Genomic DNA, 6216 nt, shown 5'->3' on the forward strand with positions numbered 1-6216 from the left:
CGCCTTTCCCACATGCCCCCCTGTAGTGCGAAAATGGCCAGCACTATGAGCAAGGGAATGTACGTACCCAAGGAGTCCCAGCCCAAGCAGGGCGCGGGGGCCGCGAAGGCCAAGGACGGCAAGCGCAAGATCGTCGCGCAGAACAAGAAGGCCCGGCACGACTACGCGATCGTCGACATCTACGAGGCCGGGCTCGTCCTGACCGGCACCGAGGTCAAGTCGCTGCGCCAGGGCCGCGCCTCGCTGACCGACGGCTTCGTCCAGATCGACGGGGGCGAGGCGTGGCTGCACAACGCCCACATCCCCGAGTACAGCCAGGGCACCTGGACCAACCACACGGTGCGCCGCAAGCGGAAGCTGCTGCTGCACCGCGAGGAGATCGACAAGCTGGAGTCGAAGTCGGAGGAGACGGGTCACACCATCGTGCCGCTCGCCCTCTACTTCAAGGACGGCCGGGCCAAGGCCGAGATCGCCCTCGCCCGGGGCAAGAAGGAGTACGACAAGCGGCAGACCCTGCGTGAGAAGCAGGACCGCCGGGAGTCGGACCGCGCGATCGCGGCGGTGAAGCGGCGGCAGCGGGGTGAGTAGCCGCGCTCCGCGGTAATGCGGTGGCATCCGCGGGCGTCGGTCACGTACGATGGCTACTGCACCCCCTGGCGGGTGCGTGCAGTGGTTTGACTGGTTTGACTGGTTTGACAACACAACATGGGGATGATCGGTTTCGACAGCGGCTGTCGAAGCAGGGGAAGCGTGTCGAGGAAGCGACAATGATCTCGTTAACCATATGTCGCAACCAATAATCGCCAATTCCAAGAGCGATTCCCAGTCCTTCGCCCTCGCTGCCTAATAAGCAGTGAGTGAAGGACCCTTAATGGGTGTCAGCCCGGGAGTGTTCCCGACCCGGATCCTGGCATAATCTAGGGAACTAAACCATCGAGCCCGGTCACGGGGTTCGATGGGAAACCAAACAGTGACTGGGCCCGTCGGCGACTTGTTCGCGGGATCGCCGGGGCCGAGAAAATCACAGCGAACTGCACACGGAGAAGCCCTGATTCTGCACCGGTGGACGCGGGTTCGATTCCCGCCATCTCCACTCATCCCATGTGTGAGCACAGTGACCGAGGCCCCGCCACTTCCGAGTGGCGGGGCCTCGGTCATGCGCTTGTCGTCAGGGCGCGTCGCGCGGTGCCGTACTCGCCCGTTCCGTCAGCCGGGGCGCCAGCAGCGTCGACTCCGGTACGGCCGTGCCGTCCAGTTTCCGCATCAGCGACTCGACGGCACGCGCGCCGAGCTCCGCGGAGGGCAGCGCCACCGACGTGACCGGCACCTGTAACGACTCGGCGAGTTCGTCGGGGCAGATCGCGGTGACCGAGAGATCGCCGGGGACGCGCAGCCCGAGCTGCTGGAAGGCGTCGATCAGCGGTTCCAGGACCGGCTCGTTGTGGACGACGACACCGGTCAACGCGGGCTGTTCGCGCAGCAGTTGCTCGGCGACGGCGCGGGCGGCGGCGGGCGTGGCCTCGCACGGCAGGACGCGGGCGGCGAGGCCGTTGCGGTGGGCGGCGGCGGTGAACCCCTGCACCACCCGCTGCGCGAAGGCGGTCTGGCGCACGTACACCTCCGGCGGTGACCCGACCAGCGCCACCACCCGGTGTCCGAGCCCCGCGAGCCGCTCCACGCAGAGTTCGCCCGCCGCCCGGAAGTCCAGGTCCACGCAGGTCAGCCCGGACGCCTCGGCGGGGAACCCGATCAGTACGGACGGCAGGTCCAGGGAGCGCAGCAGCGGCAGCCGGGGGTCGGTCAGCTGGACGTCCATGACGATCAGCGCGTCCACCAGCGCCGTGTCGGCGACCCGCCGCAGCCCCTCCTCGCCCTCCTCCTGGGTGAGGAGCAGCACATCGTGGTCGTGGCGCCGGGCGGTGGTCACCACCGACACCACGAACTGCATGACGACCGGCACATGGATTCCGGTGCGCAGCGGGACCACCAGCGCCAGCACGTTGGAGCGGCTGCTGGCCAGGGCCCGGGCGCCGGCGTGCGGGCGGTAGCCCAGCTCGCGGATGGAGGCCTCGACGCGCCGCCGGGTCTCCTCGGAGATCGGGCGCTTGCCGCTCAGCGCGTAGGACACGGTGCTGGGGGAGACCCCGGCGTGCCGTGCCACGTCAGTGATCTTCACCATCAGTCCTCCGCCGGCTCCAGGGTGAGGAACCCGGTGCCCGCCGCGGCCCGCGCCGTCCGCGTCCCGGCCGCCAGCGACCAGGGTGCGGAGGGGTCGTCGCAGGAGGCGCGCAGGGTGTCCCCCTCGCGTACGACGGTGAAGGTGACGTCGCCGGCCCGGACCGTCACCTGCGCGCCCCGTTCCAGGCCGTAGGCGCGCAGGGTGACCCCGTCGGCGTAGTCGTACTCGGGCCGGTCGGTGACGGCGCCCACCGGGATCACCGCGCCGGGCCTGACCAGCAGCGGCACGCTGTCGAAGGCGTGCCGTTCGCGCACCCAGCGCGGGCCGGTCACCGTGCGGCCGGTGAGGTAGTGGGTCCAGGTGCCCTCGGGGACGTAGTACGAGACGTCTCCGGCGTCGCTGAAGACCGGCGCGACCAGCAGATCGGGGCCGAGCATGTACTGCCGTTCCAGGTGCGCGCACCCGGGGTCGTCCGGGAACTCCAGGACCATGGCCCGCATCACCGGCACGCCTTCGTCCCGGGCGGTGCGGGCGGCCTCGTAGAGGTAGGGCATGAGGCTCAGCTTCAGGCGGGTGAAGAGGCGCAGGACGTCGACGGACTCCTCGTCGAAGAGCCAGGGGACCCGGTAGGAGGAGCTGCCGTGCAGCCGGCTGTGGGAGGAGAGCAGGCCGAAGGCGAGCCAGCGTTTGAAGAGGGCCGGTGTCGGGGTGCCCTCGAAGCCGCCGATGTCGTGGCTCCAGTAGCCGAAGCCGGACAGGCCGAGCGAGAGGCCGCCGCGCAGCGACTCGGCCATCGACTCGTAGGTCGCCTCGCAGTCGCCGCCCCAGTGGACGGGGAACTGCTGGCTGCCGGCCGTCGCGGAGCGGGCGAAGACGACGGCCTCGCCCTCGCCGCGGTGCTTGCGCAGCACGTCGAAGACGGTGCGGTTGTAGAGGTGGGCGTAGTAGTTGTGCATCCGCTCGGGGTCCGCGCCGTCCGCGTAGGCCACGTCGACGGGGACCCGTTCGCCGAAGTCGGTCTTGAAGCAGTCGACGCCCTGGTCGAGCAGGGCCTCCAGCTTGGCCGCGTACCAGTCGCGGGCGGCGGGGCTGGTGAAGTCGACCAGGGCCATGCCCGGCTGCCACAGGTCCCACTGCCAGACGCCGCCGTCGGGCCGGCGCAGCAGGTGTCCGAGTGCCTTGCCCTCGGCGAAGAGCGGGGAGCGCTGCGCGATGTAGGGGTTGATCCAGACGCAGATGTGCAGGCCCTTGGATTTCAGCCGGCTCAGCATGGCCGCCGGGTCGGGGAAGACCCGCGGGTCCCACTCGAAGTCGCACCAGTTGAACTCGCGCATCCAGAAACAGTCGAAGTGGAAGACGGAGAGCGGCAGTTGCCGCTCCCGCATGCCCTCGATGAAGGAGGTCACCGTCTCCTCGTCGTAGGACGTGGTGAACGACGTCGACAGCCACAGCCCGAAGGACCAGGCGGGCGGGAGGGCCGGCCGGCCGGTGAGGGCGGTGTACTTGCGCAGGATGTCCTTGGGGGTGGGGCCGTAGATGACGTAGTACGTCAACTGCTGGCTCTCCACGCTGAACTGGACCCGGGAGACGGCTTCGGAGCCGACCTCGAAGGAGACCCGGCCGGGGTGGTCGACGAAGACGCCGTACCCCGCGTCGGTCAGGTAGAAGGGGACGTTCTTGTAGGCCTGTTCGGTGGCGGTGCCGCCGTCGGCGTTCCACATGTCGACGACCTGGCCGTTCTTGACCAGCGGGCCGAAGCGCTCGCCGAGGCCGTAGACGGAGGTGCCGACGCCCAGGCCGAGTTGCTCGCGCAGGTAGTGGGCGCCGGTCGCGTCCCGCATGATGCCCATGCCCTTGGGGCCGCTGCCGGTCAGCACGCGCCCGTCGGCGAGGAAGTCGACGTGCCAGGGCCCGGTGCGCGCCACCCTGACCGACAGCGCGCCGGAGGTGAGGGTGGCGCGCTCGTCGTCGTAAGCGGTGTGGACCGCGAACTCCTCGCGGTGCACGTCGAATCGGGGGCCGCGGGGCTGCTCGCCGTCGAAGTGGGTGAAGGTGACGCCGATGACGTCGGGCAGCGGGGCGTGCGCCCTGATGGTCACGACCGGTCCCTTCAGCAGGTCGCCGCGGTGGCGGATGGGCTGGGTCGGCGCGTGGATCTCCAGCGTGCCCTGCCCGGAGGTGCCGGGCCCGGGGGCGGTGACGTCGAGGACCTCGACCGGGTGCGCGGCGGTGACGCCTTCGCGCAGCAGCCAGTAACCGTCGGTGAACTTCACGTGGGGGGTTCCTTACTTGACGGCACCCACGGCGATGCCGCGGGTGAGGGTCCGCTGGAAGACAAGGAAGAAGACGATGGCGGGCAGCACGCCGAGCAGGGCCGCCGCGTTGGTCATCGTGGCGTCCATCAGGCGCTGGCCCTGGAGGACGCCGAGGGCCACCGACACGGTCTGGTTGTCGTTGGAGATCAGCATGACCAGGGGGAGCAGGAACTCGTTCCAGGTCCAGATGAAGAAGAAGACGAGCAGCACGCCGATCGTGGGGCGGCTGACCGGCAGCACGATGCGCCACAGCACCTGCCACTTGTCGGCGCCGTCGATCCGCGCGGCCTCGATGATCTCGCGGGGGAACTGGCCGAGCACCGAGGCGAGGAGATAGGTGCCGAACGCCGCCTGGATCACGGTGAAGACGATGATCACGCTGAGCCTGGTGTCGTAGAGGCCGGCTTCCTTGCTCAGGTAGTAGACCGGGTAGACCAGCGCCTCCTGCGGCAGCACGTTGGCGAGGACGAAGAAGGCCAGGACCCAGGTGCGGCCCCGGATACGGCCGATGCCGATCGCGTACGCGTTCAGGATGGACAGCGCGGCGGCCAGGACCGCCACCGACCCGCTGATCAGGACCGAGTTGAGGAGTTTGCGGCCGAAGTCGACGCGGGTCCAGAAGTCCTCGACGCCGTGCAGATAGAGGCCCTTGGGCAGGCTCAGCGGGCCGTGCTGGGAGTACTCGGCGGGCGACTTGACCGCGTTGACGGCGACGATCAGGAACGGCAGCACCATGAAGAGGGCCGCGATGCACAGGGCGATCAGCACCGGGTAGCGGCGCAGGGCGTTGGTCATGCGCGGACCCCTTCCTCGGCGTCCTCGGAGCGCCTCTGCAGTCTCAGCCCGACGACCGAGAGGACGAGGATCAGTACGGTCAGCACGGTGGAGATCGCGGCGCCGTAGCCGACCTGGGTCTTCTCGAAGAACGTGGTGAAGGAGAAGTACGACGGCACGTCGGTGGCGCCGCCGGGGCCGCCCTTGGTGAGGACGTACACCGCGCCGAACACCTTCAGCGCGGCGATCGTGCACCAGGTCAGGACGACGTACATCTCCGGCCGGATCTGCGGCAGCGTGATGTGCCAGAAGCGGCGCCACCAGCCGGCGCCGTCCAGTTCGGCCGCCTCGTGGAACTGCGGGTCGACGCGTTGCAGCCCGGCCATGAACACCACCAGGGGGAAGCCGAGTTGGACCCAGATCATGACGCCCATGACGCTGTAGAGCGCGAGGTCGGGATCGCCCAGCCAGTCCTGTTGCCAGGAGCCCAGCCCGACCGCCTTCAGCACCGCGTTCAGGGAGCCGTTCCCGGGGGCGAGGATCCAGCTCCAGACGATGCCGGCGACGGCGATCGGCAGCACCTGGGGGAGGTAGAAGCAGGCCCGCAGGACCGCCACGATCCGGCTGCCGAAGTGCTTGCCGACGTAGTCGAAGAGCGCGGCCGCCAGGACCAGTCCGAGCGCGGTCGGTACGACGGACATCGCGACGACCATGAACATGCTGTGCCGGAAGGAGGCCCAGAACTCCGCGTCGTCCAGCAGTTCGCGGTAGTTGGCCAGCCCCGACCACCGGGGAGTGCCGACGCCCTGCCAGTCGGTGAAGCTGACGCCCGTGTTCATCAGGAACGGCACGACGATCACGACGAGGGCGGCGAGCGCGCCGGGGAGCAGGAACAGTGCGTAGGAGTCGCGCGGGCCGGAGCGGCGCGGGCCGGTGGACCGGCCCGCG

The 6216-nt window shown here is 69.4% G+C and carries 5 protein-coding genes and 1 other RNA gene; 2 read left to right on the forward strand and 4 right to left on the reverse strand.

All coding sequences use genetic code 11. From position 1 onward, the window contains the following. The first annotated feature begins 57 nt into the window (after positions 1 to 57). Entirely contained in the window at positions 58 to 588 is a 531-nt protein-coding gene (gene smpB / locus ABZT12_RS34380) for an SsrA-binding protein SmpB (RefSeq protein WP_356392129.1), read from the forward strand. A 119-nt stretch (positions 589 to 707) separates the two neighbouring features. After that, positions 708 to 1096: a transfer-messenger RNA gene (ssrA, locus tag ABZT12_RS34385) on the forward strand. A 72-nt stretch (positions 1097 to 1168) separates the two neighbouring features. Here ssrA and ABZT12_RS34390 read toward each other — a convergent pair. From ABZT12_RS34390 to ABZT12_RS34405, 4 genes are all read right to left on the reverse strand, one after another. Continuing rightward, positions 1169 to 2179, reverse strand: coding sequence for a LacI family DNA-binding transcriptional regulator (locus tag ABZT12_RS34390; protein WP_356392106.1), 1011 nt, complete (start codon positions 2177 to 2179; stop codon positions 1169 to 1171). Further along, a complete protein-coding gene (yicI, locus tag ABZT12_RS34395) occupies positions 2179 to 4452 on the reverse strand; it encodes an alpha-xylosidase (protein ID WP_356392109.1) in 2274 nt (757 codons plus the stop codon). Before yicI ends, ABZT12_RS34390 begins: the two co-directional genes overlap by 1 nt. A gap of 12 nt (positions 4453 to 4464) precedes the next feature. Next, a complete protein-coding gene (locus ABZT12_RS34400) occupies positions 4465 to 5289 on the reverse strand; it encodes a carbohydrate ABC transporter permease (RefSeq protein ID WP_356392112.1) in 825 nt (274 codons plus the stop codon). Next, positions 5286 to 6216, reverse strand: a 931-nt coding sequence (locus tag ABZT12_RS34405) for a sugar ABC transporter permease (RefSeq protein ID WP_356392115.1), incomplete at its 5' end; no start/stop codon positions are given. The genes ABZT12_RS34400 and ABZT12_RS34405, both read right to left, overlap by 4 nt.

The sequence above is a fragment of the Streptomyces sp. NPDC005423 genome (assembly GCF_040606415.1).
Taxonomy (GTDB): Bacteria; Actinomycetota; Actinomycetes; order Streptomycetales; family Streptomycetaceae; genus Streptomyces.